The organism is Bradyrhizobium sp. USDA 4506 (assembly GCF_054058795.1).
In genome coordinates this window covers 5,655,437-5,679,603 of sequence record NZ_JBSSBM010000002.1, presented here as the reverse complement: position 1 = coordinate 5,679,603, position 24,167 = coordinate 5,655,437, and the positions used below count along the sequence as shown (strand labels likewise).

Genomic DNA, 24,167 nt, shown 5'->3' with positions numbered 1-24,167 from the left:
AAGCCCGCGCATGACAAAAATCGCAGCCGTTACTTCTTCTCGTCGAGCTTCAGCGCCGCCGAGTTGATGCAGTAGCGCAGGCCGGTCGGGCCGGGGCCGTCGTTGAAGACGTGGCCGAGATGGCCGTCGCATTTCGAGCACAGCACCTCGGTGCGGATCATGCCGTGGCTCATGTCGCGCTCCTCGTCGACATGGCTCTCGACCGCGGGCTTGGAGAAGCTCGGCCAGCCGCAGCCGGAATCGAACTTCTGGTCGGATTCGAACAGCGTCTGCCCGCAGCCGGCACAGACATAGGTGCCCTTGCGGGGATCATGCTCGTATTCGCCGGTGAAGGGCCGCTCGGTCGCTTTCTCGCGCAGCACGGCGTACTGCATCGGCGTCAATTCCTTGCGCCACTCGGCTTCGCTCTTGCGGATCTTGCCGTCGGTCTTGGTATCGGACATGGAAACTCCCTTGTTGGTTGTCATTGCGAGGAGCTCGCGACAAAATTGCAAGGCAATTTTGCGCTGAAGCGACGAAGCAATCCATCTTTCCGCTTGCCGCGGCATGGATTGCTTCGCTTCGCTCGCAATGACGGGAAGCGTCGCCTCAGTTGGTGACCTTGGTGCTGCCCACCAGCGTCGGCTTCTCGATATAGTTCTCCGCGAAGATCTTCTTCAGGTTCTCGACCTTCGGGATGTCGTTATAGGCAATATAGGGCTGGTTCGGGTGCAGCGTCAGATAGTCCTGGTGGTAGCCCTCCGCCGGATAGAACGCCTCCAGCGCGCCGACCTTGGTGACGATCGGCTTCTTGTAGACCTTGGCCGCGTTGAGCTGGACGATATAGGCGTCCGCGACCTTCTTCTGCTCGTCGCTGGTGGTGAAGATCGCCGAGCGATATTGCGTGCCGGAATCGGGGCCCTGCCGGTTCAGCTGGGTCGGGTCGTGCACGACGGAAAAGAAGATCTGCAGGATCTTGCCGTAGGAGATCTTCTGCGGGTCGTACTTGATCTCGACCGATTCCGCATGGCCGGTGGTGCCGGTCGAGACCTTCTCGTAATCGGCGCTTGCCTTGCTGCCGCCGGAGTAGCCGGACACCGCGCTGACGATGCCGGCGGTGTGCTGGAATACGCCCTGCACACCCCAGAAGCAGCCGCCGGCCAGCACTGCGGTCTTGATGCCGGATTCCGGCGCGCTCGCGGCCGGCGCCGGGATGATCACGGCGTCCTCGGCGGCAAGCGAGGGCGCAACGGCAAAAGCTGTGACGGCCAGCGCGCCGATCGCGGCGGCGCACAGCGAGAGGCGGCTGAGGGAGCTTTTGGGCATGGGTTCCTCGTGGGATCGCAAGTGGGGCCAGTCTAGAGCGGGAGCCGGCATTGGCCAATCAGGCCGGGTGGCTCCGACGCTTCAAAATACGGGCGAGGAGGCGTTTTGTTACGGCGCCGGCCACACGGTTTCGTGAGGGAAATGCGCGTTTGCGAGCGTCATTCCGGGGCGATGCGAAAGCATCGAACCCTCAGGTGCGCAATTGCGCACCGAGAATCTCGAGATTCCGGGTCTGGTGCTTACGCACCATCCCGGAATGACGGCGTCACACCACCACGCTGAGCCGCTTCGCCGCCCGCGTGATCCCCGTGTACAGCCACCGCGCGCGCGAGTCCTGGAAGGCAAAGCTCTCGTCGAACAGCACGACGTCGTCCCATTGCGAGCCCTGCGACTTGTGCACGGTCAGCACATAGCCGTAGTCGAACTCGTCATAGGGCTTGCGCTGCTCCCACGGCACGCCCTCGACGCCGCCGTCGAAGCACTCGCCGCGCACCGAGACCTTGGTGACCTTGTAGCCGAAATCCTCGTCCGGCATCACGCGCATGGTGATGATCCTGGATTTCGACTGCGCGCGCGCCTTGACCCGCCACAGGCCGCCGTTGAACAGGCCCTTCTTGCGGTTGTTGCGCAGGCAGACCAGCTTGTCGCCGGCGACCGGCAGCGGATCCTCGATGTTCTGCCGCTGCCGCACCCGCATGTTGTAGGCGCGGCGGGTGTTGTTGCGGCCGACCAGCACCTGGTCGGCGCTCATCACGCGGTCCGGATCGAGCTCCTTGCGTGACACCACCTCGCTCTCGCCATGGCGGCCGATCTCGAGCTCGCGACCCTCGCGGATATCCATCGACATCCGCACGATCGGATCGTCCTGCGCCTGGCGGTGCACCTCGGTCAGCATCGCGTCGGGCTCGGCATCGGTGAAGAAGCCGCCGCCCTGGATCGGCGGCAATTGCGCGGGATCGCCGAGCACCAGCAGCGGGCAGTCGAACGACATCAAATCGCGGCCGAGCTCGGCATCGACCATCGAGCACTCGTCGATCACGATCAGCTTCGCCTTTGATGCCGGGGCATCGTCCCAGAGCTCGAAGCTCGGCTGCTCGACGCCGGACTCGCGGGCGCGGTAGATCAGCGAATGGATCGTCGAGGCGCTGTCACACCCTTTGTTGCGCATCACGAGCGCCGCCTTGCCGGTGAAGGCCGCGAACTTCACCTCGCCGTCGACACCTTCGGCGATGTGGCGGGCGAGCGTGGTCTTGCCGGTTCCGGCATAGCCGAACAGGCGGAACACCGGCGGCGTGCCATTCTGGCCGGGCTTGGCCTTCAGCCAGTCGGCGACGGCTTTCAGCGCAGTGTCCTGATGCGGCGTGAACGTGGTCATGGGCTTTCGGAAGAGTGAGCGCGCGACCGATAGCGCCGCGACTCAGGCCAGCACAAGCTAAACATTCATGCGTTCCGATCAAGCCGTCTCCCGCTGCGCGGAATTGGGGTTTCGCCCCCGAGGCTAGACTTGATCCGGAGCGCCACTAGACTGCCCCAAAACAACAAGCGGTCGAGACCACGATAAGTGGTCGAGCAAGCGACCTTGGGAGTGACTCCATGAAATTCGGCATCTTTTACGAGCTGCAACTGCCGCGCCCCTGGAACGACGGCGACGAGCTCAGGCTCTACCAGAACGCGCTGACGCAATTGGAAACCGCCGACCGGCTCGCTTACGACTACGCCTGGGTCGTGGAGCACCACTTCCTCGAGGAATATTCGCACTCGCCGGCGCCGGAATCCTTCCTTGCCGCCGCGAGCCAGCGCACCAAACACATCCGGCTCGGCCACGGCATCTTCCAGCTCACCACCAATCATCCCGCCCGCGTCGCCGAGCGGGTCGCGGTGCTCGATCTCCTGAGCAACGGCCGCTGCGAGTTCGGCATGGGCGAGAGCGCTTCGATCACCGAGCTGACGCCGTTCGGCCGCGACATGGAGACCAAGCGCGAGGTGTTCGAGGAAGCCGTGCAGGCGATCTTTCCGATGTTCAGCAAGGTCGGCACCGAGCATCACGGACAATATTTCGATATCCCGCTGCGCAATGTCGTGCCGAAGCCGGTGCAGAAGCCGCATCCGCCGCTCTGGATGGCATGCTCGCAATTGCCGACCATCGAACGCGCCGGGCAGAACGGATTTGGCGCGCTCGGCTTTCAGTTCGTCAGCGCCGAGGCGGCGCATGCCTGGGTGCACGCCTATTACAACGCGATCACCAAGCGGCTGAAGAAGCTCGCCGACTACAAGATCAATCCGAACATGGCGCTGGTCTCGTTCTTCATGTGCGCGAAGACCGACGAGGAAGCCCGCCGGCGCGCCGACGGCGCAACCTTCTTCCAGTTCGCGCTGCGCTATTACGGCCAGGCACAGAACCGGCAACGCCCGGCGCCCGGCACCGTCAACATGTGGGACGAGTACAACAAGTGGAAGCGGGACAATCCGGAGGCGCAGGAGGCCGCGCTGCGCGGCGGCCTGATCGGCTCGCCCGAGACCTTGCGCAAGAAGCTGCGGCGCTTCCGCGCCTCGCATATCGATCAGGTGATCCTGCTCAACCAGGCCGGCAAGAACACCCATGAGCACATCTGCGATTCGCTCGAGCTGTTCGCGAAAGAAGTGATGCCGGAGTTCCAGCACGATCCCGAGCACGATGCCTGGAAGAAGGGCGTGCTCGATGGCTCGATTAAGCTCGAGGAGATCGACACCCAGGCGTTCACGGACCGCTATGGTAAACTCGCGGTCAATGTCGGCTCGAAGGCAGCAGCTGCGGGCTGATCAATTAATGCGCAGCCGCCTCGCGATCGCGTGAAGAAAATAATTCGCTACACGCGATCCGCGCCTTAAAAGAAACGGCACGCGCGATGCCAGCACCGAAGTGCTGGCATCGCTATTTTTGTGCGGTGCTCGACAGCTTCATTCGCGCGCCCCATCATCCTGACATCGCATGATCGTGCAGCGCGATAGCGCGCTTGATCGTCAGGAGAGTTTGGAATGAAGCGTCGTGAGTTCCTCCAGCTGTCGCTCGTCACGGCCGCCGCCGCTGCGCTGTCACGCGGTGCGAAGGCGCAGGCGGACGCGAAGGAAATTCGTATCGGCTACCAGAAGAACGGCGTGCTCGTTATCACGCGCCAGCGCGAGGCCTTGGAAAATCATTTCAAGCCGCAGGGCATCGGCGTGAAATGGGTCGAGTTCTCCTCGGGCCCGCCGATGATGGAAGCGATGAATGTCGGCAGCGTCGATTACGGCGCGGTCGGCGATTCCCCGCCGATCTTCGCGCAGGCCGCGGGCGCGGCCATCGTCTATGCCGCGGCGCAGCCCATCATCAACGGGTCCGGCATCCTGGTGCCGCAGAATTCGGCGATCGCGTCAATCGCCGATCTCAAGGGCAAGCGCGTCGGCTTCACCAAGGGATCGAGCGCGCACAATGTCGTGATCCAGACGCTGGAGAAGGCCGGGCTCACCTATGACGACATCACGCCGGTCTATCTGACGCCGCCGGACGCCGGTCCGGCCTTCGCCAATGGCGGCATCGATGCCTGGGCGATCTGGGATCCGTATTTCGCGATCGCCGAGACCAGGCAGAACGGCCGCATTCTGGTCAAGACGCGCGACATCACCAAGACCAACTCGTTCTACATCGCCAACCGCGACTTCGCCCGCAATCGCGGCGCGGTCCTGCAGCAGATCGTCGATGTCACGACGTCGAGCGCGGCATGGGCGCAGGCGCATCCCGACGAGGTCGCCAAATCGCTGGCCGCCGTCACCGGCGTGCCGCTCGATATCCAGACCATCGCGGCGAAGCGGGCGGGCTTCTCGGTCGGACCCGTGACCGACGACATCATCGCGACCCAGCAGGGCGTCGCCGACCGCTTCTTCAAGCTCGGCCTGATCCCGAAGCAGATCGCGATCCGCGACATCGTCTGGCGCAATCCCCAGACCTGATCGGCGCGCGTTTGGTCATTTCAATGCAGAGGATAGTCCCATGACGCGTTTATTTCGACGCTGGATCGCCCGCGCGGTGCTGTCGCTCAGCATCGTCGCCGCAACCGTCAGTGCCTCCTACGGCCAGGAGAAAGTGGTCCGCATCGGTTACCAGAAATACGGCAAGCTGGTGCTGCTCAAGAGCAAGGGCTCGCTCGAGGAAAAGCTGAAGGCGGTCGGCACCAAGGTGGTGTGGACCGAGTTTCCGTCCGGGCCGCCGCTGCTCGAGGCGCTCAATGTCGGCGCGATCGATTTCGGCAACACCGGCGAGGCGCCGCCGATCTTCGCGCAGGCCGCCGGCGCGCCGATCCAGTATGTCGCCTACGAGCCGCCGGCGCCGAAGGGCGAGGCGATCCTGGTGCCGAAGGACAGCGCGATCAAGTCGGTCACTGACCTGAAGGGCAAGAAGGTCGCGCTGAACAAGGGCTCCAACGTCCACTATCTCTTGGTGAAGGCGCTGGAGAAGGCCGGCGTCAAATATTCCGAGATCGAGCCGGTGTTCCTGGCGCCGGCCGATGCACGCGCGGCGTTCGAGCGCGGCGCGGTCGATGCCTGGGTGATCTGGGATCCGTTCCAGGCCGCGGCGGAGGCTGCGACCGGCGCCCGCACGGTCGCCGACGGCACCGGCATCGTCGCGAACTATCAGTTCTACTTCGCCTCGAAGAAATTCCTGCAGGCCGATCCGAAGATCGTCGAGCTCGTGCTGGCGCAGCTGAGCGAGGTCGACGACTGGGCCAAGGGCGATATCCACGCCGTTGCCGAGCAGCTGGCGCCGAGCATCGGCCTGTCGGTGCCGGTGGTCGAGGTCGCGCTGAAGCGGCAGGCCTACGGCATCAAGCCGGTCACCGATGCGGTGGTCGCGGACCAGCAGCAGGTCGCCGACACGTTCTTCGCGCTCGGCCTGATCCCGAAACAAATCAAGATTTCCGACGTCGCATGGAGGCCGGGCACGTGAGCACCCCAACCAACGCCAACATCCTCTGGTTCCTGCCGACCCACGGCGACAGCCGCTATCTCGGCACGTCAATCGGCGGCCGCGAGGTGAACTTCAATTATCTGCGCCAGATCGCGCAGGCCGCGGATCAGCTCGGCTATTACGGCGTGCTGTTGCCGACCGGGCGGAGCTGCGAGGATTCCTGGGTGGTGGCCTCTGCCGTCGCGCCCTGGACCGAACGCCTGCGCTATCTCGTGGCGGTGAGGCCCGGCCTGCAGTCGCCGAGCGTCGCCGCACGGATGACCGCGACGCTGGACCGGCTGTCGAACGGCCGCCTTCTGATCAACGTCGTCACCGGCGGCGATCCGATCGAGAACAAGGGCGACGGCATCTTCTTAGGTCACGACGAGCGCTACGCGGTGACCCGCGAGTTCCTCAACGTCTACAGCGATCTGCTGGCGGGCAAGACCGTCAATGTCGAAGGCGAGCACATAAGGATCGAGGACGGCCGCCTGCTGTTCAATCCGGTGCAGTCGCCGCGGCCGCCGCTGTATTTCGGCGGCTCCTCGGATGCCGGCATCGACGTCGCGGTCGACACCGTCGACAAATATCTCACCTGGGGCGAGCCGCCGGCGCAGGTCGCCGAGAAGATCGCCAAGGTGAAGGCGGTGGCGGCGCAGCGCGGCCGCAAGCTCTCGTTCGGCATCCGCCTGCATGTGATCGTGCGCGAGACCAACGCGGAAGCGTGGCGCGCCGCCGACGAGCTGATTCAGTACGTCACCGACGACACGGTGGCCGCCGCGCAAAAGATCTTTGCGCGGATGGATTCGGTCGGCCAGCAGCGCATGGCGCAGCTGCATGGCGGCCGCCGCGACAAGCTCGAGATCAGCCCGAACCTGTGGGCCGGCGTCGGCCTGGTGCGCGGCGGGGCCGGCACCGCGCTGGTCGGCGATCCCGAGACCGTCGCCGCGCGGATCAAGGAGTATCAGGAGATCGGCGTCGATACCTTCATCATGTCGGGCTACCCGCATCTCGAGGAAGCCTATCGCTTCGCCGAATTGGTGTTCCCACTGCTGTCGCTGGCGCAGGGCGGCAACGTGACGCCGATCCGCGTCAACACCGGGCCGTTCGGTGAGACCATCGGCAACGACTATCGTCCGCAGAAGCAGGCATCGCAATCATGAGTCTCATCGACAGTCTCCCGCGCCGCAAAGCGTTTTCGAGCGAAGTGGATGCCGGTTCGCGTGAAGAAAACGCGTCAAAACAAAAATCTGGAGCTCCGTTCCGATCCCATCGGAACGGAAACAGCTCCAGCGCGCCGAAACTCCCGAAGGTCGACGGCTTGATCCCCTGGATCGTGCCGCTGGCGATCGTGCTGGTGTGGCAGCTTGCTTGCGTCACCGGCTACGTGCCCTCGCGGGTGTTGCCGGCGCCGACTGACGTCGCGGTGGCGGGATGGAAGTTGCTGCTGTCCGGCGAACTGGTCCGCAACATCTGGGTCAGCTTCTGGCGCGCCTCGATCGGCTTCTTGATCGGCGGCGGCATCGGCTTTGCCTTCGGCCTCGCCAACGGCCTGTCGCAGCTGTCGGCAAAGCTCACCGACACCACCTTGCAGATGGTGCGCAACATTCCGCATTTGGCGCTGATCCCGCTCGTCATCCTGTGGTTCGGCATCGACGAGTCGGCCAAGCTGTTCCTGGTTGCGCTCGGCGTGTTCTTCCCGATCTATCTCAACACGCTGCACGGCATTCGCACCGTCGACCCGCAGCTGATCGAGATGGGCCGCATCTACGGTATGACCGACGGCGAGCTGTTCCGCCGGGTGATCTTCCCCGGCGCGCTGCCCTCGATCTTCGTCGGCCTGCGCTTCGCGCTCGGCATCATGTGGCTGACCTTGATCGTCGCCGAGACCATCGCGGCCTCGTCGGGCCTCGGCTACATGGCGATGCAGGCGCGCGAGTTCATGCTGATCGACGTCGTCGTGCTCTCGATCCTGATCTACGCCTTGCTCGGCAAGCTCGCCGACAGCGCCTCGCGGGCGCTGGAGCGGCTGACCCTGTCGTGGCATCCCGCCTTCCAGAAGAAGTGAGAATCAGAATGCAAGAAGCGCTTCGTTTCGAAACCGCGGAAGCCGAGCCGGTCGACCGCACCGAGATCGTCGTGAAGGCGAGGCAGTTGCGGCGCGTGCCGGAAGGCGCGGCCCGCGGCCTGTCGCTGACCATCCGCGGCCTGCGCAAGGCGTTCGGCGACACCGAGGTGCTGCGCGGCATCGACCTGCACATCCCGGCCGGCCAGTTCGTCGCGATCGTCGGCCGCAGCGGCTGCGGCAAGAGCACGCTGCTGCGTCTGATCGCCGGCCTCGACGCGCCGACGGCGGGAACCATCGCCTTCGGCGAACCGCCGCGGGCGCAGGACGTGCGCGTCATGTTCCAGGAGCCGCGGCTGCTGCCCTGGGCGCGGGTGCTGTCCAATGTCGAGGTCGGGCTGGGGCGCGAGCGCTCGTCTGCTGATGCACAGGCGCGCGCCGAGCGCGCGCTGGTCGAGGTCGGACTCGGCGACAAGCGCACCCAGTGGCCGTCGGTGCTGTCGGGCGGGCAGAAGCAGCGCGTGGCGCTGGCGCGGGCGCTGGTCAGCCAGCCGCGCGTGCTGGCATTGGACGAACCGCTCGGCGCACTCGATGCGCTGACGCGGATCTCGATGCAGCAACTGCTGGAGCGGGTCTGGCGCGACCAGGGCTTCACCGCGATCCTGGTGACGCATGACGTCGCCGAGGCGGTCGCGCTCGCCGACCGCGTGCTGGTCATCGAGGACGGCCGCATCGCCGAGGATGTCACGATCGACCTGCCGCGGCCGCGCCGGCGCGGGTCAGCCGAACTCGCCGCGCTGGAGGGCGAGATCCTGAAGCATCTGCTCGAAGGCAGCGAAGACAGTCTGTGAGGTCGCCATGAATTCCATCGTCCGCAATGTTTCGATCGTATCAGCGGTTGCGGCCGCCGAATTCCGCGGCGCGATGCGTCACCTCACCGGCGGCGTCAGCGTGATCACGGCCGGCCGGGCCAAGGATATCTCGGGAATGACGGTGACCTCGGTGTCGTCGCTGTCGGTCGAGCCGCCGTCCTTGATCGTCAGCATCAACCGCGCGGCCTCGTCATGGCCGCTGATCGCGCGCCATGGCGTGTTCGGCGTCAACATCCTGGCCGCGGATCAGCGCGACATCGCCGAGCGCTTCACCGGCAAGGGCGGCCTGAAGGGCGCGGACCGCTTCACCGGCGCCGAGTGGACGACGCGCGCGTCAGGCGTCCCGCTGCTGGTCGGCGCGTTGACCGCGGTTGATTGCGAGGTCGAGGAGACCATCGAACGGCATTCGCACGTGATCGTCATCGGCCGCGTGCTCGACGTGATCGCGTCAGAGCGCACCGCCGCGCTGGCATATTGGCACGGCGAGTATGTCGCGATCGACCATGAGGAAGACGCCGCGCGGCTGGCTGAGGTCAGCCTGCCGTCGCGTCATGTTCATGTGTGAGGGCCGCGTTAGCGCGCGGTGCTTATCCGGATCGGACTTTAGAAAACTGCGCTCAGCGATGCCGGGCTGTCGATGATCACATTGCTGCCGCGGACGCCAGCCCATACAGCCTGGATGGTCTGAGCTGCATTGGCCAGCGGAATGCCAACGACGAGCGTGGTCGGGATACGGCCAAAGCTCGACGGGGTCTCGTTATAGGTGAAGCTTGCGACGACCGGCGAGACCGTGCCATTGACGGTGACTCCGAACACGCCGCCCGGAATATCGTTGCCCGTGGCGTAGGGATTCGGAACGTTAAGGGTGATGATCGCGGTGGTGCCGACGCCCTCCGGAATCGTCAGGCTGAGGCCTTGCATCGGCGTTAAAGTCGCGGAGGTCGTGGACAGGGTGCCGCTGGTCTGCGCATAAAGGGCCATATCACTCTCCAGTTGTCTAAGAATGTAAACGCAATAGGAGATTGAATAAGGCAACCTGCCGCAAGATTCAAGGGATGAACGGCGCCGAGGCCGGCGCGGCATGTTGGCTGTGGCGCTTTCCCAATCGGCGCATTAAATGGCGCGGATGTTTCGGAGAGGTGACCGTTGGATGAAACGCGTGGGAACCTGGCTGTTCTATCTCGTCGGTGCGATCGCCGTCGCCTATCTCGCGCTCTATGCCTATGTGACGTTCACCGGTCGCGACATCACGCCCGGCGATCCGATCCGGATCTTCCGCAAGCCCGACGCGCCCAGTTATTCGTGAGGCGAGGCAAACGGCGGGACTTAATCCGTCGCTTCCCGTGCTCAGCCGGCGTTCGCCATGCGCTGATAGTCGGGCGCGCCATTGCCGGCCGGGGTGATCGGAATGCCGCCGTCGGCATATTCGTTCAGCTTGTTGCGCAGCGTGCGGATCGAGATGCCGAGGATGTTGGCGGCATGGGTGCGATTGCCGAGGCAGTGCTTCAGCGTCTCCAGGATCAGGTCGCGCTCGACATCGGCGACCGTGCGGCCCACCAGCGCGCGGGTGACCTGCTCGGCGGCCAGCGTGGCGTGCGCGACCGCGGGCGCGGTCTTGGCGAGGTCGAGGCGGTCGCCGTCGGGGGTCAGGATCGCCTCAGCGCCGATCTCGTCGCCCTGCGCCATCAGGACCGCGCGATGGATGGTGTTCTCGAGCTCGCGGACGTTGCCCTGCCAGCGGTTCGCGGTCAGGATGCGGCGGGCATCAGTCGAGATCGGACGGACCGGCATGCCGTTGGCCTCGGCATATTTCCTGGCGAAATGCTGCGCCAGCTCGAGGATGTCGGCCGGGCGGTCGCGCAGCGGCGGAATCTTCAGGTTGACGACGTTGAGGCGGAACAGCAGGTCCTCGCGGAAGGTGCCTTCGCGCACCGCCTCCGAGAGGTTGCGGTTCGAGGTCGCGATGATGCGGATGTCGACCGGGACCGGCTTGGTGCCGCCGACGCGGTCGATCACGCGCTCCTGGATCGCGCGCAGCAGCTTGGACTGCAGCCGCACGTCCATCTCGGAGATTTCGTCGAGCAACAGCGTGCCGCCGGTCGCTTCCTCGAACTTGCCGATGCGGCGCGCGACCGCGCCGGTGAAGGCACCCTTCTCATGGCCGAACAGCTCGGATTCCAAGAGGTGCTCGGGGATCGCGGCGCAGTTGATCGAGATGAACGGCCGCTTGGCGCGGGCCGAGCGGGAATGGACGTAGCGCGCCAGCACTTCCTTGCCGGTGCCGGACTCGCCGGTGATCATGACGGAGGCGTCCGAGCCCGCGATCTGCTGCGCCAGCTTGATCACCCGGCCCATCGCCTCGTCGCGGTAGATCAAATCGCGCGCGTCATTGGCGACCGCGGCCAGCACCGCTGCGATCAACTCGGGGTCCGGCGGCAGCGGGATGTATTCCTTGGCGCCGGCATGGATCGCGGCGACCGCGGCGCGGGCGTCGTTGGAGATGCCGCAGGCGACGATCGGCACGTGGATGTGCTCGGCGTCGAGCCGCATCACGAGGTCGCGGATGTCGAGACCGACATCGACCAGCAGGAGGTCGGCGCCCTTGCCGCCGCGCAGCACGTTCATCGCCTGTTCGGCGGCCTCGGCGTGGGTCACGGAGGCGCCGTTGTCCATCGCGATCTTGGTCGCGGTCGTGAGTTGGCCCTTCAGGGTGCCAACGATGAGAAGCCGCATGATGATCTCCTGTTCGTCTGGTCGCGCAGGTCCCGCGCGTGACCGCCTGAGTTATTAAGAGCGTTCTGCCTTGATGATTTCGGTCATGGTCACGCCGAGCTTGTCTTCCACCAGCACCACTTCGCCACGCGCCACCAGGCGGTTGTTGACGTAGATGTCGATCGCCTCGCCGACGCGGCGGTCGAGTTCGAGCACGGTGCCCGGTCCGAGTTTCAAGAGGTCGCCGACGTCCATCTTGGAGCGGCCGAGCACCGCCGAGACCTGCACCGGCACGTCGAACACGGCCTCCAGATCGGCCGCGATGCGCGCGGCATGTTCGTCCTCGTTGTAGCCGATGTCGTCGATGGTGGGCGCGTCGGCGGAATTGAGATCGGGAAGCGGGACTTGGGTGTCGGTGTCGGTCATGGTTCAGCCCTCAATCGCCTTCAGCCGGCCTCGCCGCGGGACGCCAGATAGCGCCCGACGAGTTCGTTGATCTTGCCTTCGATCGCGGCGCGTTCCAGCACGACGCCGCCATCGGCCCATTCGATCCGGCAGTCGCCGGTCGCAATCGTCGGCTCGGCCAGGATCACCAGCCGGCCCTGAAAGCCGGAATGCGCCGCCATCCGCTCGATATTGTCATGCGCCGCCTCGTAGAGCGCGTCGTTGATGCGGACCACGAGATGCGGCGTCGCCACCAGATGCGAGAAGCAGTCGGAGACCAGCGCGGTGATCTCGCCGAGCGGCTCGCGCGCGATCAGCTCGGAACAAAGCTTGCGGGCGACCGCCACCGCGACGTCCACCGCCTCGGTCTCCATCCGCGTCTCGATGCCGGCGAAGCGCGCCGCGATGCCCTTGATCGCGGTGCCGATCTCCTCCAACGCCTGCGCGGCCCGGCGGTCGCTCTCGACCTTGGCCTCGCGCAGCGCGGCCTCGTAGCCGGCGCGATAGGCCCGCGCCTCGGCGTCGGCGACCTTCTGCGCGACCTCGGCCGGCGTCGGCGCGCGTTCGCGTGCGCGGTCCGGCGCCGAGAAATCCGTGTCGAACAGGAATTTTGCGGGCGCGGCCATCAATACACCAGCTCGTCGTCGGCGCGGTTCTTGGTCAGCGTGATCTCGCCGCGGGCGGCGAGATCCTTGGCGAGGTTGACCAGAAGGGCCTGGGCCTCGTCGACGTCGCGCAGCCGCACCGGGCCCATCGCGGCCATGTCGTCCATCAGCATCTTGCCGGCGCGCGAGGACATGTTGCCGAGGAAGAAGCTGCGCACCTCCTCGTTGGCGCTCTTCAGCGCGACGCCGAGCTTGTCCTTGTCGATGTTGCGCATCAGCGTCTGGGCCGAGGCGGTATCGAGCTTGATCAAATCGTCGAAGGTGAACATCAGCGCCTTGATGCGCTCGGCGGATTCGCGGTTTTCCTCTTCCAGCGAGGTGATGAAGCGGGTCTCGGTCTGGCGGTCGAAATTGTTGAAGATCTCGGCCATCACCTCATGGGCGTCGCGGCGGCGGGTCTGCGACAGGTTCGACATGAACTCGGTGCGCAGCGTCTGCTCGACGCGCTCGATGACTTCCTTCTGCACGGCTTCCATCCGCAGCATGCGGCCGACCACGTCGAGGGCGATGTCCTCGGGCAGGATCGCGAGCACGCGCGCGGCGTGCTCCGGCTTCAGCTTCGACAGCACCACGGCGATGGTCTGCGGGTATTCGTTCTTGAGGTAGTTGGCGAGCACCTCTTCCTGCACGTTGGAGAGCTTCTCCCACATGTTGCGGCCGGCCGGGCCGCGGATCTCGTCCATGATGCCGGAGACGCGCTCGGCCGGCAGGTATTGCTGCAGCAGCCGTTCGGTGGCGTCGAAATTGCCCATCAGCGCGCCGGAGGCCGACATCCGCGAGACGAATTCCAGCATCAAGTCCTCGACCACGTCGGCCTCGACGGTGCCGAGGGTCGACATGTGGACCGACAGCTCGCGGACTTCCTCGTCGTCGAGCATCGACCAGATCTTGCCGCCATACTGCTCGCCGAGTGCGAGCATCAGGATTGCCGCGCGCTTGGGGCCGGGTAACGGCTTGCCCTTGGGCCGGGCGCTTTGCCGGTTCGCCAGCGTCGAGAGGACGGTGGCGATGTCGTTGGCGTTGGTGGTCTGGGGTACGGCGGCCATGTCAGTTCTCTACCGGCTCGCTCAGCCATTGACGGACGATGGAGACGGTTTCGTTCGGATTGCGTTCGGCGAGCTCGCCGACCCGGTGCACGGCCTGGGCGTGGACCTGGCCCTGGATCTGGGCGACGTCGATCAATTGCGCCGCGCCGCTGCCGCTCGGGATCAGCGCCTGACCTGGCGTTGCGGCGCTCTCGGCATGCGCTTCCGCCAACGCGGGCATGCCCGCGCCGGCCAGCGCCGGAATGACGTCGGCCGCCACGATGCGCTTGACCAGCGGGCGGACCACCATGAACAGCACGACGAGGCCGAGCATCATCATGACGCCGAGCTCGATGACGTACATCACGTCATCCTTGGTGAACTGCAGCATGCCGAGCACGCCGGTCGGCTCGGCGATCGGCTGCGCGGCGGGCGGCTCGGCGAAGCGCAGGTTGACGACCTCGACCTGGTCGCCGCGCTTCTGGTCGAAGCCGATCGCGGAGCGGACCAAAGCGGCGATGCGGTCGAGCTGCTCCTTGGTGCGGTCCTGATAGACCAGCTCGCCTTTTTCGTTCTTGGAGTAGCTGCCGTCGACCAGCACCGCGACCGAGATGCGATTGACGCGGCCGGCCTCGGTCACCTCGGTCTTGGTGGTGCGCGAAATCTCGTAATTGTTGGTCTCTTCGCTCTTCTTGCTCTGGTCGCGGGCGCGGGCGGCGTTGTCCTGGTTCTGGCCGCCCGGCAGCTCGTTGGCGACGGTGACCTGGCCGGAATTGTCGGCGGTGAGGCTACTTTCCTCGCGGGTCTGGGTCGAGCGCAGCACCCGTCCTTCGGGGTCGAACTTGTCCGAGGTCTGGGTGATCTTGTTGTAGTCGAAGTCGGCGGAGAGCTGGACGCGGGCGCGGCCGGCGCCGACCACCGAGGAGACGATGTCCTCGACCTGCTTGCGCATCCGCTTCTCGAAGGCGGCGCGGCGCTCGTCGCCGACCGCGGCGTCGGCATCGGACTGGGCGCCGTCGGCGAGCAGTTGCCCGGCCTCGTCGACGATCGAGACCCGCTGCGGCTTCAGCCCGTTGACGGCGGAGGCGACGACGTGGCGGATAGCCCGGATCTGCTGCGGCTCCAGCGCGCCACGCACCCTGAGCACGATCGAAGCGGAGGGCTCCGGCGTCTCGCGCGAGAACAGCGGCTTCTCCGGCAGTACCAGATGGACGCGCGCGGCCTGGACGCGGTCGATGGCGCGGATGGTGCGGGCGAGCTCGCCCTCCAGCGCCCGCAGATGATTGATGTTCTGGACGAAGCTCGTGGTGCCCAGGGCATCCGACTTGTCGAAGATCTCGTAGCCGACGCCGCCGCCCTTGGGCATGCCGCCCTCGGCGAGCTTCATCCTGAGCCGCGTCACCTTGTCCTTCGGCACCATGATTGCGGCGCCGTCATTGCGCAGCTCGAACGGGATCGCCTGGCGTTCCAGCTCCTTGATGATTCCAGAGGAATCCTCGGTCGACAGGTCGGTGAAGAGGGTGGTCATCTGTGGCGTCGTGACGCGCATGATGACGAAGGCGAAGAAGCCGATCAGGGCCGCGGTGACCGCAACCATGGCCGCGAGGCGGGCCGCACCAAGACCTCTCAGGAAAGCAACCAGACTTTGCACCAACGGCCCCCAGGATTCGGCCCGCGCGGGTCCGACTGGGCAAATATTGCCTAGGGTATGGTTTCCATATGGTTAACGAAGGTTAAGGACCGCGGCAAAATCGCGGACATGAAAAAAACCGGCTTCGCAAGGCGAGGCCGGTTTTCGTCAAATGCCACAGGATCGGCGCCGAATTACTGCCGATATTGCTGGATGCGGGTGGTGCGCAGCCCGGCCAGACCGTGCTGGTCGATCGAGAACTGCCAGGAAAGGAATTCATCGACGGTCAATGTGTAGCGGCTGCAGGCCTCCTCGAGAGAGAGCAGGCCGCCGCGGACCGCAGCGACGACTTCGGCCTTGCGGCGGATGACCCACCGTTTGGTACCGGGGGCCGGCAAATCCGCAATCGTTAACGGGCTGCCGTCAGGCCCGATGACGTATTTCACCCTCGGGCGATGGGGTTCTGTCATGGCGTACTCACAAACTCTCAACCACTGAACTCGCAAGGGGTAAGCTACGCCTCCCGGTTTAAAATTTGCCTAAGCCCAAGCGTTCAATACGAATCTCGTTGGAACGGCCGGGAACATTCGGGTCTGCCCGCCGTCGGGCAGACCGGCGCGCGGCGCAATTCGCGGTTCGGCGCGCTCAAATCGTGGGGCGCAGGGGACCGCGCGCCAGCGTCAGCAAGGCATCGGCGAGCGCCTCTGAGGCCTTGTCCGGCCGTCTTTTCTCGTAGATGGCGAATTCTAGATCGGGAAGCGGCGGCAGGCCGTCGCCAATTCCGAGAACGCGCAGGCCCGTGGTGACCGCGCTGAGCGGCAGCGGGGTGACGGCAAGTCCCGCGACGGCGGCGGCACGGACGCCGGTCAGGCTCGGGCTGGTATAGACGATCTCCCAGCCGAGCTCGCCGTCGCGCAGCGCGGAGAGTGCGGCATCGCGCGACACCGATCGTTCGCGGTACAGCGCCAGCGGCAGCGGCGCGCCGGGAACGAGATCGAACGTTTCCGCCGCGGTCCACACCAGCGGTTCGCGCCACACCAGACGGCCTTTCGACGTTCCGAGCGGCCGCTTGGCGAACACCAGATCGAGCCGGCCCGCATTGAGCTGCTCGATCAGTTCGGCGCTGACACCGATCTGCACCTCGAGCTTGACCCCGCGATGCAGCGCGGCGAAGCGGCCCAGCGCCGACGGCAATGAGCCGCCGGCGACTTCCTCGACCACGCCGAGACGGATCGAGCCGGACAGCCGCGGCGCCACCAGCCGCTGCCGCGCCGCTTCCTCGAGCTGCAGCAAACGCCGCGCATCGCCGAGCAGCATCTCGCCTTCGTCGGTCAGCGCGACGCTGCGCGTCGTGCGCCGGAACAGCGGCCGCCGGGTCTCGAGCTCGAGCCGCTTGATCTGCTGGCTGATGGTCGACTGGGTCAGATGCAATTGCTCGGCGGCGCGGTGGAAGCCGCCGCAATCGGCGACCGCGACGAAGGCCCGCAAAAGTTCGAGGTCGAGCATCGATTAATCCATATCTGTAATCAATCATATTATAGAATATCGTTTCTATTATCAATTCCGCCCGCCTACCTTCGCTTCAGATGATCAAGCAAGGAGAGGCCATCATGTCGGAGACGACACCACGAACCGATCGCACGGCGCGCCTCGTGCGCGCGCGAACTGTCTGCGGCACAAACGGAAAGGTCTGCCCGCCCGACCGCGCGATCGAGCTGCTGGAGGCGGTTATCGCATCCGGCGACCGGGTGGCACTCGAGGGCGACAACCAGAAACAGGCCGACTTCCTGGCCGCGTGCCTCGCCGGGGTGGACCCGGCGCGGGTGCATGATCTGCACATGGTGCAGTCGGTGCTGGCGCTTCCCGATCATCTCGCGGTGTTCGAGCGCGGCATCGCCAACCGCCTGGACTTCGCCTTTGCCGGCCCGCAGAGCCGCCGCCTTGCCGAGCTCGTCGCCGCCAAGGCGCTGCGGATCGGCGCGATCCATACCTATCTCGAGCTTTACGCGCGGATGCTGGTGGATCTGACGCCGCAGGTTGCGCTCATCGTGGCCGACAAGGCCGATCGCGACGGCAATCTGTACACCGGTCCGAACACCGAGGACACGCCGACCATCGCCGAGGCCGCGGCGTTCCGCGGCGGCGTCGTCGTGGCGCAGGTCAACGAAATCGTCGATCGCCTGCCGCGCGTCGATATCCCCGGCGACTGGGTCGATGTCGTGGTGCCCGGTCCGAAGCCGTATGCGATCGATCCGCTGTTCACGCGCGATCCCGCCAAGATCAGGGACGAGAACGTCCTGATGGCGATGATGGCGATTGCGGCGGTGTACGAACCTTATCAGGTGACACGGCTCAATCACGGCATCGGCTATGCCACCGCAGCGATCGAGCTGATCCTGCCGACCTTTGCCGCCAGGCGCGGGCTGAAGGGCAAGGTCGCGCGGAATTTCGTGCTCAACCCGCATCCGACGCTGATCCCCGCGATCGAAGCCGGCTTCGTCGACAACGTCTATTGCTTCGGCTCGGAGCTCGGCATGGAGCGCTATGTCGCCAGCCGTCCCGACGTGTTTCCGGTCGGCGCCGACGGCAATCTGCGCTCCAACCGCGCGCTGGCGCAGGTCGCCGGACAATATGCCTGCGATCTGTTCGTCGGCGGCACCTTGCAGATCGATCCCGAGGGCAACAGCTCGACCGCCACCAAGGACCGCATCACCGGCTTCGGCGGCGCGCCGAACATGGGGTGCCGATCCGCGCGGCCGACGCCACGACAGCGTTGCCTGGCTGCGTGCCGGCGAGGAAGCAGGCGAGCGCCTGCGCGGCCGCAAGCTCGTGGTGCAGATGGTCCAGACCTGGCAGCCGAACGGCGCGCCGAGCTTCGTCGAGCGCCTCGACGCGTTCGACCTCGCGGCCTCGGCCGGCTTCGCGCTGCCGCCCGTCATGATCCATGGCGACGATGTCACCCACGTGATCACCGAACGCGGCGTCTGCAACCTGTTGCGTTGCCGCTCGCCGCAGGAGCGCGAGGCCGCCCTGCGCGCGGTCGCCGGCGACACCGAGTTCGGCCGGCGGCAGGACGCCGGGACGACCGACGGTCTGCGCCGCCGCGGCATCGTGATGCTGCCGTCCGATCTCGGCCTCGACGTCGAGACGGCGACGCGCGACTGGCTCGCCGCGAAATCCATCGACGATCTCGTCGCCGCATCGGGCAACCTCTACACGCCGCCCGCCAAATTCCGCCGCTAGAAGGAGGCTCCCATGACCCACGCCGAGCACATCCCAGGCAGTCCACCGGCCTCACTCGACAAAGCGAGGCAGCTCGCCGCGGCATTGTTGTCCGAGCGCGGCGAAGCGTCGGGCGCCCTGATCGCGCGCCAATTGCAGCAGACCATGCGCGCGCTCGATGCCACCGGCCGGCACGGCTTTCAACGCTATCTGGCGAGCGCGTTCCAGCCCGACGCGACGGCGCTGCAGGATGCGGCGAAGCGCTATCTTGCCGACGGCACCGCGGCGGCCGCGGCCGCCTTGGCCGACGCCGCCGATCCGCCGCGCCAGGAGGTGCTGCGGCGGATGAATATGGCGCCCGGCGGCACGGCGAGCCTGATCGCGATGCGCAGCGAGATCGCCGGCCGTCTCGGCCCCGAACCGGAGCTGAAGCTGCTCGATGCCGATCTCAAGCATCTGTTCGTCTCATGGTTCAATCGCGGCTTCCTCGAGCTTCGCCGCATCGACTGGCAGTCGCCGGCCGCCGTGCTCGAGAAGCTGATCGCCTATGAGGCGGTGCACGAGATCAAGGGCTGGGACGATCTGCGCCGCCGCCTTGCGCCCGACCGCCGCTGCTTTGCCTTCTTCCACCCCGCGCTGCCCGGCGAGCCGCTGATCTTCGTCGAGGTCGCGCTGGTGCAGGGATTGGCCACCGCCGTGCGACCGCTGCTGGTGCAGGATGCGGATCAAGACAGCGCCGGCCTCAGGGCCGCGCATGCCGACACCGCGATCTTCTATTCGATCTCCAACTGCCAGGACGGACTGCGCGGCGTGTCGTTCGGCAACTTCCTGATCAAGCAGGTGGTCGAGGAGCTGCAAACGGAATTCCCGCAGCTGAAACGCTTCTCCACGCTGTCACCGATCCCGGGCTTTCGGCGCTGGCTCAGCCAGCAGCCGCAATCCGGCGGCAACGAGGTCGCGATGCTGCGCGAGCTGGACCGCGAAGGCTGGTGGCACGACGCGGCGACCAGCGAGACCTGGCGTCCGGTCCTGATGAGGCTATGCGCGCAATATCTCACGCGCTCGCCGGCGTCAGGAAATCGCATCGATCCGGTGGCGCGCTTCCATCTCGGCAACGGTGCCCGATTGGAGCGGATCAATTGGCTCGGCAACACGGCCGATCGCGCGATGGCGGAATCCTTCGGCATCATGGTCAACTATCTTTACGATCACGACAGCATCGAGCGTAACCATGAGGCCTTTGCGCGCGTAGGAGAGATTGTCCGTTCACCGCAGGTGGACGCGCTTCTCTGATTTTCAACTCAGCATACAACAACGGAGCAGTAACATGATGATGAACAGACGCGCCTTCTCGACCGCCTTGCTCGCTGGAGCCGCGGCTTCACTGGTGTCCACGCGCGGCATGGCCGCCACCACGCCGCCGGTCAAGGCGCGCAACGTCGTGCTGGTGCACGGCCTGTTCGCCGACGGCTCCTGCTGGTCCGAGGTCATTCCGCGCCTGCAGGCCGCCGGGCTCAACGTGACGTCGGTGCAAAATCCGTTGACCACGCTGCCTGAAGCGGTTGCCTCCGCGCAGCGGGTGCTCGATCGCCAGGATGGTCCGACCGTGCTGGTCGGCCATTCCTTCTCCGGCATGATCGTCACCGAGGCCGGCGTGCATCCGAATGTCTCGGCGCTGGTCTATGTCGCGGCGCGCGCACCCGATGCGGACGAGGATTACACCGCGCTGGCAAAGACCTATCCGACGCCGCCCGCGAGCGCGGGCATCGTGTTCGACGGCGACGAGGGCCGGCTCAGCGAACAAGCGTTCCTGCGCGATTTCGCCGGCGACCTGCCGGAGGCGAAGGCGAAGGTGCTCTATGCCGTGCAGCAGCCGTTCCACAAGCAACTGCTGACCGGCAAGACCAGCCATGCGGCCTGGCGCAGCAGGCCGAGCTACTACGCCGTCTCGACCGAAGATCGCACCATCAATCCGGATCTCGAGCGCTTCATGGCCAAGCGGATGGGCGCCACCACGATCGAGGTGAAGGCCAGCCATCTCGCGCTGATCTCGCAGCCGGACGCGATCGCGCGGCTGATCCTCGACGCCGCGCGGCAGTCGAGCTGAGCGTCGGCGTTGACCGTGCGTGGGAGAGCATCCGCTTCTCCCGCGCACGATGACGCGCTCTAGAGGATATGCGCGCCATGACCGTCGAAGATGCCGCGATCGCCGGCGCGCGGCACAAGGTCATGTCCGGCGGCATCGACATCCGGCGGCCGGGCGCGCTTGGTGCCGAGCGTGTTCAGCAGCGTCGCGACCGCGGCCATCACAAGGACACCGGCAAGACTGAGTCCGATCTGCATCGAGAGCCGGTTCGAGATGTCAAACAGGTCGCATTGGCTGGCGAGCGCCAGCAGGACGCCGAGACAATAGATCGGCAGCGAGTTCTCGCCACAACGCCTCGCGCTGCGCAGCATCGGCGTCGACAGTCCCTGCCAGCCCGCTGGAACGAGCCATGACACCACGATGGCAAGTGCCAGAAAATGCAGCAGCCGCAACGGGCTCAAATTCGACTTGTCCATCGGAAACAGCAGATCCGTCAGCGCCTGCGGCAGCAGCGGCGGCTTGATGCCGTGGCCCAGCGCAACGACGAGGCCGAACGCGAGATAGAGCGCGGACAGAACCAGCGCAGGGCGCGACGTCACCCATCCCTGGATCGTCCTTCCCTCGATGACGTACCATGCGCCCAGCACGACCGGAAGCTGCCAGGCCAGTGGGTTGAAGAACCAGACGCCGTCGGGCCAGGCGGGAATGCTCCAGCCGAAGACATGCACCAGCGCATAAAGCGACAGCGAAAGACCAAGCGCCAGGTTCGGCGCTCGCAGCAGCAGCCACAGCAGCGGTGCGAACAACACGTGACAGATCACAAAGACCGGCAGCACGTCGGTATTGACAGGGTGGAATTGCAGCACCGCGGCGTGCGCAAGCGCTGCGCCCGGACGTTCGAACAGAACCCGCGTATTGCTGTCGTCGGCGAGACGGTCGCTGCCCGCGAGGTAGACGACGATCGCGCAGGCGAGCGTCAGCAGCAGAAAGGCGGCATAGATATCCCATCCTCGCCGCAGCGAACGGCCGATCATGCCGCGCCAACCGTCGCGCTGACGCGCCCTGCCGTAGGCCAGTGCGCAGGTGACGCCCGAGATGAACATGAAGATTTCGGCGGCATCGCAGAAGCCGTAGTTGCGCAGGGTCAGCCAGCTTCCGACGTTGTCTGGAATGTGATCGAGAAAGATCCACCACAACGCGATCCCGCGACAGACATCGATGCGCGGGTCGCGGCCGGTCGATCTGAACTCCGGCGGAGTCTCGCCGAGCAATCGCTTCGAGCTGCGGGTTCGATCGTGCATCTATCGATCTGTCTGGCGGGCGCGCAGCCTCATCGGACCCAGGTCCATGAGACGCCCGGGTGCTCCGAGGCGTGCGCGTGCCGGACTAGCCTCCGGCCAACCTGTATGATTGTGCGCTCCAGCTACTACCCGAGGGTTGGCGGCGCTTCCGCCGGCCAGCCGCAATCACGGGGACCGGGTGGATCGCTATCCTCTGACGGCGCCGCCTGCGCGACGTCGCCGATGGCCGGCAACAAATGCTGCTTTCGCATTTCGGCGAGGCGGGCGCGACAGTATTCACGATAAAGCATGTCGAATATGATGGACATGATCGAACGCCTTCTTGATCACTAGGTTGACTTTCCCACGTGACAGATTTCGACCATTTCAACCGGCGGCGATAACCGACAGTGCCGCAGGCAGTCCGACGCAACCAAAATCGATATCAGTCGTTCTACTGAATGACCTGCGCGTGGCGTCTTAGCCAGGAAACCGCGTACAGGGGCACGACACTGATTTGCGCTTGCACGCTGCCCGGAATGTTTGAAACGGATCCGATGGCAGCAATTATAAATAGAGCGATCGCGACTGCTTCTTCTTAAAAGGGAAATTTGCCGCGATTTTCATGATGTCATTATATACGTAATATTCTAATCACCAAGTGAACCAGTTCACATCAGCATCAATCACAGGCGAGCAAGACTAGCAGACCGGTAGCGTGGCTTCTTGGACTCATGCGCACGGATCGAGCGAAGGCCGGTGCGTGAATCGCAAAATGCAGATACTGACTGTGGAGTGCCGCAGCATTTCATTCTGGTGTTTTGTGAAGGCTGGAGGTCCCCATGCCGATGGACGCAGCCAATTTCGCATCGTATCGATTTTCGACGTGCGAGCTTCCGGAACGCATTCGTATCCCGCTCTGGCGCGAGCACTTTGGCCGATGCATCGTGCACGCCGATATCGAGCCTCTCTCGAACGTTTCATTCCAGGCCGATGCGTCGCTGCGAGCGGTTCAGGGTCTACGCATGCTGGCGCTGAAGGGCACGTCGATGCGGTTCAAGCGTTTGCAGGCGAACCTTGCCGATGGCGATGACTCCATCGGGGTCATCTTCTGCTCTCCGGGCAGAGGTCAGCTATCGCAGCGCGGCCGAGACGCCGATTTTCGCGCCGGCGATGCAATCGCAATTCTGCATTCCGAGCCTGCCAGCGTCACCTATATCGACGGGTTGCAATTCGGCCTGGCCGTGCCGCGCGAGGCACTTGCGCAGCGCGTGAGCGACGTCGAAGGCCTGGTCATGCGGCCAATTTGGCACCGGACAGAAGCATTCCGACTCTTTATCTCATACCTGAAATCGGTGCTTAAGACGAAAGCGCTGAGCGCGCCGAAGCTTCGCGATACGGTCGTGACCCATATCCACGATCTCATCGCGCTCGCGATCGGCGAGTGTGCTGCGCTGGGCGAGAGCAGCGCGAGCGCCGTCGTCGCTGCGCGGCACCGTGCCGTGCTCGACTACATCGCCGCACACTTTGAGGAGCCCGGGCTCAACGTTCAAACGGTTGCGCGTGGCCAGGGCATCTCGTCGCGCTATCTGCAGCGCCTGATGGCGTCATCAGGACCGTCATTCACCGAGCGCTTGAATGAATTGCGGCTCCAGCGGGCGCTCAAATTGCTCACCGAGCCAGATGCCGGCCGTCGGCGAATTTCCGATATCGCGCTCGAGGTCGGTTTCTCGGATGTTTCGCATTTCAACCGTCTGTTCCGAGCCCGCTTCGGCGATTCGCCACGCGGTGTGCGGCTCGCACGAAAGGGCTCTCACTGAGCCGCCGCCCCTGATCGGCATGTGCGCGAGATGCTGCATGGGGGCGCTCCGGAGCGAAGGGCGAGGTGGGTTGAGGCCGGC

The 24,167-nt window shown here is 65.3% G+C and carries 23 protein-coding genes and 1 pseudogene; 12 read left to right on the top strand and 12 right to left on the bottom strand.

Annotation, left to right across the window (positions count from 1 at the left end):
• Positions 1–29 precede the first annotated feature (29 nt).
• The 3 genes from msrB to ACVIHF_RS28965 all read right to left on the bottom strand — a co-directional run bounded on the left by msrB (position 30) and on the right by ACVIHF_RS28965 (position 2,680).
• Positions 30–443: a peptide-methionine (R)-S-oxide reductase MsrB gene (gene msrB, locus ACVIHF_RS28975; RefSeq protein WP_253606912.1), complete on the bottom strand. Its 414-nt coding sequence runs from the start codon at positions 441–443 to the stop codon at positions 30–32.
• 145 nt (positions 444–588) lie between these two features.
• Positions 589–1,305, bottom strand: coding sequence for a peptide-methionine (S)-S-oxide reductase MsrA (gene msrA, locus ACVIHF_RS28970; protein ID WP_253606913.1), 717 nt, complete (start codon positions 1,303–1,305; stop codon positions 589–591).
• A 265-nt stretch (positions 1,306–1,570) separates the two neighbouring features.
• Positions 1,571–2,680, bottom strand: a complete 1,110-nt coding sequence (locus ACVIHF_RS28965) for an ATP-dependent DNA helicase (RefSeq protein WP_057017316.1) — start codon at positions 2,678–2,680, stop codon at positions 1,571–1,573.
• Between the two features lie 218 nt (positions 2,681–2,898).
• Here ACVIHF_RS28965 and ACVIHF_RS28960 point away from each other — a divergent pair, with 218 nt between their 5' ends.
• The 7 genes from ACVIHF_RS28960 (at position 2,899) to ACVIHF_RS28930 (ending at position 9,767) form a co-directional block, all read left to right on the top strand.
• A complete protein-coding gene (locus ACVIHF_RS28960) occupies positions 2,899–4,104 on the top strand; it encodes an LLM class flavin-dependent oxidoreductase (RefSeq protein ID WP_253606914.1) in 1,206 nt (401 codons plus the stop codon).
• Positions 4,105–4,320: 216 nt separating this feature from the next.
• On the top strand, positions 4,321–5,271 hold the full coding sequence (locus tag ACVIHF_RS28955; protein ID WP_253606915.1) for a sulfonate ABC transporter substrate-binding protein: 951 nt from the start codon (positions 4,321–4,323) through the stop codon (positions 5,269–5,271).
• A gap of 40 nt (positions 5,272–5,311) precedes the next feature.
• The gene (locus ACVIHF_RS28950) at positions 5,312–6,265 is read left to right on the top strand and encodes a sulfonate ABC transporter substrate-binding protein (protein ID WP_253606916.1); all 954 of its coding nucleotides are present in this window, start codon (positions 5,312–5,314) and stop codon (positions 6,263–6,265) included.
• The gene (gene ssuD, locus ACVIHF_RS28945) at positions 6,247–7,428 is read left to right on the top strand and encodes an FMNH2-dependent alkanesulfonate monooxygenase (protein ID WP_253606917.1); all 1,182 of its coding nucleotides are present in this window, start codon (positions 6,247–6,249) and stop codon (positions 7,426–7,428) included. The genes ACVIHF_RS28950 and ssuD overlap by 19 nt, the downstream gene beginning before the upstream one ends.
• A gap of 158 nt (positions 7,429–7,586) precedes the next feature.
• Positions 7,587–8,333: an ABC transporter permease subunit gene (locus tag ACVIHF_RS28940; RefSeq protein WP_057017321.1), complete on the top strand. Its 747-nt coding sequence runs from the start codon at positions 7,587–7,589 to the stop codon at positions 8,331–8,333.
• 8 nt (positions 8,334–8,341) lie between these two features.
• Complete coding sequence (locus ACVIHF_RS28935) at positions 8,342–9,181, top strand: ATP-binding cassette domain-containing protein (RefSeq protein WP_253606918.1); 840 nt, start codon at positions 8,342–8,344, stop codon at positions 9,179–9,181.
• Between the two features lie 7 nt (positions 9,182–9,188).
• On the top strand, positions 9,189–9,767 hold the full coding sequence (locus tag ACVIHF_RS28930) for a flavin reductase family protein (RefSeq protein WP_253606919.1): 579 nt from the start codon (positions 9,189–9,191) through the stop codon (positions 9,765–9,767).
• A gap of 38 nt (positions 9,768–9,805) precedes the next feature.
• Here the strand turns inward: ACVIHF_RS28930 and ACVIHF_RS28925 are convergent, their stop codons facing one another.
• Complete coding sequence (locus ACVIHF_RS28925; RefSeq protein WP_253606920.1) at positions 9,806–10,183, bottom strand: hypothetical protein; 378 nt, start codon at positions 10,181–10,183, stop codon at positions 9,806–9,808.
• A gap of 169 nt (positions 10,184–10,352) precedes the next feature.
• Between ACVIHF_RS28925 and ACVIHF_RS28920 the strand changes: the two genes are divergently transcribed.
• A complete protein-coding gene (locus ACVIHF_RS28920; RefSeq protein WP_016844338.1) occupies positions 10,353–10,508 on the top strand; it encodes a hypothetical protein in 156 nt (51 codons plus the stop codon).
• 41 nt (positions 10,509–10,549) lie between these two features.
• Here the strand turns inward: ACVIHF_RS28920 and flbD are convergent, their stop codons facing one another.
• The 7 genes from flbD to ACVIHF_RS28885 form a co-directional block, all read right to left on the bottom strand.
• Positions 10,550–11,935 carry a sigma-54-dependent transcriptional regulator FlbD gene (flbD, locus tag ACVIHF_RS28915; protein WP_225161424.1) on the bottom strand — a complete coding sequence of 462 codons (1,386 nt, stop codon included), beginning with the start codon at positions 11,933–11,935 and terminating at the stop codon, positions 10,550–10,552.
• Between the two features lie 54 nt (positions 11,936–11,989).
• Complete coding sequence (fliN, locus tag ACVIHF_RS28910) at positions 11,990–12,340, bottom strand: flagellar motor switch protein FliN (protein WP_028333458.1); 351 nt, start codon at positions 12,338–12,340, stop codon at positions 11,990–11,992.
• 20 nt (positions 12,341–12,360) lie between these two features.
• Positions 12,361–12,984 carry a FliH/SctL family protein gene (locus tag ACVIHF_RS28905; protein WP_253606921.1) on the bottom strand — a complete coding sequence of 208 codons (624 nt, stop codon included), beginning with the start codon at positions 12,982–12,984 and terminating at the stop codon, positions 12,361–12,363.
• On the bottom strand, positions 12,984–14,069 hold the full coding sequence (fliG, locus tag ACVIHF_RS28900; RefSeq protein ID WP_018273552.1) for a flagellar motor switch protein FliG: 1,086 nt from the start codon (positions 14,067–14,069) through the stop codon (positions 12,984–12,986). The genes ACVIHF_RS28905 and fliG overlap by 1 nt, the downstream gene beginning before the upstream one ends.
• A 1-nt stretch (position 14,070) precedes the next feature.
• Positions 14,071–15,699, bottom strand: coding sequence for a flagellar basal-body MS-ring/collar protein FliF (gene fliF, locus ACVIHF_RS28895; RefSeq protein WP_253606922.1), 1,629 nt, complete (start codon positions 15,697–15,699; stop codon positions 14,071–14,073).
• Between the two features lie 173 nt (positions 15,700–15,872).
• The gene (sciP, locus tag ACVIHF_RS28890; RefSeq protein WP_002714638.1) at positions 15,873–16,148 is read right to left on the bottom strand and encodes a CtrA inhibitor SciP; all 276 of its coding nucleotides are present in this window, start codon (positions 16,146–16,148) and stop codon (positions 15,873–15,875) included.
• Positions 16,149–16,323: 175 nt separating this feature from the next.
• The gene (locus ACVIHF_RS28885) at positions 16,324–17,184 is read right to left on the bottom strand and encodes a LysR substrate-binding domain-containing protein (RefSeq protein ID WP_253606923.1); all 861 of its coding nucleotides are present in this window, start codon (positions 17,182–17,184) and stop codon (positions 16,324–16,326) included.
• 80 nt (positions 17,185–17,264) lie between these two features.
• Here ACVIHF_RS28885 and mdcA point away from each other — a divergent pair.
• The 3 genes and pseudogenes from mdcA (at position 17,265) to ACVIHF_RS28870 (ending at position 21,007) form a co-directional block, all read left to right on the top strand.
• Positions 17,265–18,921 (top strand): annotated as a pseudogene (gene mdcA / locus ACVIHF_RS28880) (malonate decarboxylase subunit alpha).
• 12 nt (positions 18,922–18,933) lie between these two features.
• Positions 18,934–20,193: a malonyl-CoA decarboxylase gene (locus ACVIHF_RS28875; protein ID WP_253606925.1), complete on the top strand. Its 1,260-nt coding sequence runs from the start codon at positions 18,934–18,936 to the stop codon at positions 20,191–20,193.
• A 34-nt stretch (positions 20,194–20,227) separates the two neighbouring features.
• Complete coding sequence (locus tag ACVIHF_RS28870) at positions 20,228–21,007, top strand: alpha/beta fold hydrolase (RefSeq protein ID WP_253606926.1); 780 nt, start codon at positions 20,228–20,230, stop codon at positions 21,005–21,007.
• A 59-nt stretch (positions 21,008–21,066) separates the two neighbouring features.
• Here ACVIHF_RS28870 and ACVIHF_RS28865 read toward each other — a convergent pair whose 3' ends face one another.
• The gene (locus tag ACVIHF_RS28865; protein ID WP_253606927.1) at positions 21,067–22,287 is read right to left on the bottom strand and encodes an OpgC domain-containing protein; all 1,221 of its coding nucleotides are present in this window, start codon (positions 22,285–22,287) and stop codon (positions 21,067–21,069) included.
• A gap of 821 nt (positions 22,288–23,108) precedes the next feature.
• Between ACVIHF_RS28865 and ACVIHF_RS28860 the strand changes: the two genes are divergently transcribed.
• On the top strand, positions 23,109–24,086 hold the full coding sequence (locus ACVIHF_RS28860; protein ID WP_253606928.1) for a helix-turn-helix transcriptional regulator: 978 nt from the start codon (positions 23,109–23,111) through the stop codon (positions 24,084–24,086).
• The last annotated feature ends 81 nt before the right edge of the window (positions 24,087–24,167 follow it).

What these genes read in the sequence shown, in the direction of transcription:
- ACVIHF_RS28905 (WP_253606921.1), bottom strand. Translation starts at nt 12,984, where the DNA reads ATGGCCGCGCCCGCAAAATTCCTGTTCGACACGGATTTCTCGGCGCCG.
- ACVIHF_RS28960 (WP_253606914.1), top strand. Translation starts at nt 2,899, where the DNA reads ATGAAATTCGGCATCTTTTACGAGCTGCAACTGCCGCGCCCCTGGAAC.
- ACVIHF_RS28925 (WP_253606920.1), bottom strand. Translation starts at nt 10,183, where the DNA reads ATGGCCCTTTATGCGCAGACCAGCGGCACCCTGTCCACGACCTCCGCG.
- flbD (WP_225161424.1), bottom strand. Translation starts at nt 11,935, where the DNA reads ATGCGGCTTCTCATCGTTGGCACCCTGAAGGGCCAACTCACGACCGCG.
- ACVIHF_RS28885 (WP_253606923.1), bottom strand. Translation starts at nt 17,184, where the DNA reads ATGCTCGACCTCGAACTTTTGCGGGCCTTCGTCGCGGTCGCCGATTGC.
- ACVIHF_RS28875 (WP_253606925.1), top strand. Translation starts at nt 18,934, where the DNA reads ATGACCCACGCCGAGCACATCCCAGGCAGTCCACCGGCCTCACTCGAC.
- ACVIHF_RS28860 (WP_253606928.1), top strand. Translation starts at nt 23,109, where the DNA reads ATGCCGATGGACGCAGCCAATTTCGCATCGTATCGATTTTCGACGTGC.
- ACVIHF_RS28930 (WP_253606919.1), top strand. Translation starts at nt 9,189, where the DNA reads ATGAATTCCATCGTCCGCAATGTTTCGATCGTATCAGCGGTTGCGGCC.
- ACVIHF_RS28870 (WP_253606926.1), top strand. Translation starts at nt 20,228, where the DNA reads ATGATGATGAACAGACGCGCCTTCTCGACCGCCTTGCTCGCTGGAGCC.
- sciP (WP_002714638.1), bottom strand. Translation starts at nt 16,148, where the DNA reads ATGACAGAACCCCATCGCCCGAGGGTGAAATACGTCATCGGGCCTGAC.
- fliN (WP_028333458.1), bottom strand. Translation starts at nt 12,340, where the DNA reads ATGACCGACACCGACACCCAAGTCCCGCTTCCCGATCTCAATTCCGCC.
- ACVIHF_RS28935 (WP_253606918.1), top strand. Translation starts at nt 8,342, where the DNA reads ATGCAAGAAGCGCTTCGTTTCGAAACCGCGGAAGCCGAGCCGGTCGAC.
- msrB (WP_253606912.1), bottom strand. Translation starts at nt 443, where the DNA reads ATGTCCGATACCAAGACCGACGGCAAGATCCGCAAGAGCGAAGCCGAG.
- ssuD (WP_253606917.1), top strand. Translation starts at nt 6,247, where the DNA reads ATGGAGGCCGGGCACGTGAGCACCCCAACCAACGCCAACATCCTCTGG.
- fliG (WP_018273552.1), bottom strand. Translation starts at nt 14,069, where the DNA reads ATGGCCGCCGTACCCCAGACCACCAACGCCAACGACATCGCCACCGTC.
- ACVIHF_RS28865 (WP_253606927.1), bottom strand. Translation starts at nt 22,287, where the DNA reads ATGCACGATCGAACCCGCAGCTCGAAGCGATTGCTCGGCGAGACTCCG.
- ACVIHF_RS28955 (WP_253606915.1), top strand. Translation starts at nt 4,321, where the DNA reads ATGAAGCGTCGTGAGTTCCTCCAGCTGTCGCTCGTCACGGCCGCCGCC.
- ACVIHF_RS28950 (WP_253606916.1), top strand. Translation starts at nt 5,312, where the DNA reads ATGACGCGTTTATTTCGACGCTGGATCGCCCGCGCGGTGCTGTCGCTC.
- msrA (WP_253606913.1), bottom strand. Translation starts at nt 1,305, where the DNA reads ATGCCCAAAAGCTCCCTCAGCCGCCTCTCGCTGTGCGCCGCCGCGATC.
- ACVIHF_RS28920 (WP_016844338.1), top strand. Translation starts at nt 10,353, where the DNA reads ATGAAACGCGTGGGAACCTGGCTGTTCTATCTCGTCGGTGCGATCGCC.
- ACVIHF_RS28965 (WP_057017316.1), bottom strand. Translation starts at nt 2,680, where the DNA reads ATGACCACGTTCACGCCGCATCAGGACACTGCGCTGAAAGCCGTCGCC.